Source organism: Psychrobacter sp. 1U2 (assembly GCF_051847575.1).
Window position 1 is genome coordinate 1 of the sequence record NZ_JBPYDC010001107.1, and the last position, 704, is coordinate 704.

1 protein-coding gene is annotated in these 704 nt (G+C 41.5%); it reads right to left on the bottom strand.

The annotated features are described in order from the left end of the window. Positions 1-180: 180 nt before the first annotated feature. The coding region (locus ACS8FD_RS20640) for a putative PEP-binding protein (RefSeq protein ID WP_439277242.1) at positions 181-704 on the bottom strand (524 nt) is incomplete at its 5' end.

Sequence of the window (704 nt, forward strand, 5' to 3'; positions counted from 1 at the left end):
ATCCAATGTATATGGACCTGCTTGTACGTTGTCTCGAGCAAGGAAAATCTGCATAGTTGCCTACATAATTAGTCATATCTTAAATCATTATATTAGGGTCTATTCGAAAAAATCAAATAGACCCTAATCAAAGTAACTTTAATGACTGTGTGAATTACTGCGGTGACTGAATACTGCAGTTTATTGTGCTTCTTCACCCGCTAAAAAGAACCAAGTGTCAAGGACTGAATCAGGGTTTAGTGATACAGAGCTGATACCTTGCTCCATGAGCCAAAACGCAAGGTCTGGATGATCTGATGGACCTTGACCACAGATACCGATGTATTTATCCGCTTTACGGCAAGCTTCAATCGCCATAGACAATAGTTTCTTAACTGCAGGATCACGCTCATCAAACAAATGTGAGACGATACCTGAGTCACGATCAAGACCAAGCGTTAACTGAGTCAAGTCGTTTGAACCGATTGAGAAACCATCAAAGTGCTCTAGGAATTCTTCTGCTAGTAAGGCGTTGGTAGGTAGCTCACACATCATAATAACGCGTAGACCATTTTCGCCACGTTTTAAACCATTTTTCTCAAGCAACTCGATGACTTCTGCTGCTTCACCAACGGTACGTACGAAAGGAATCATAATCTCGACGTTAGTCAAACCCATCTCATCACGTACGCGTTTTAGTGCTTTACACTCAAGCTCAAAGCAGT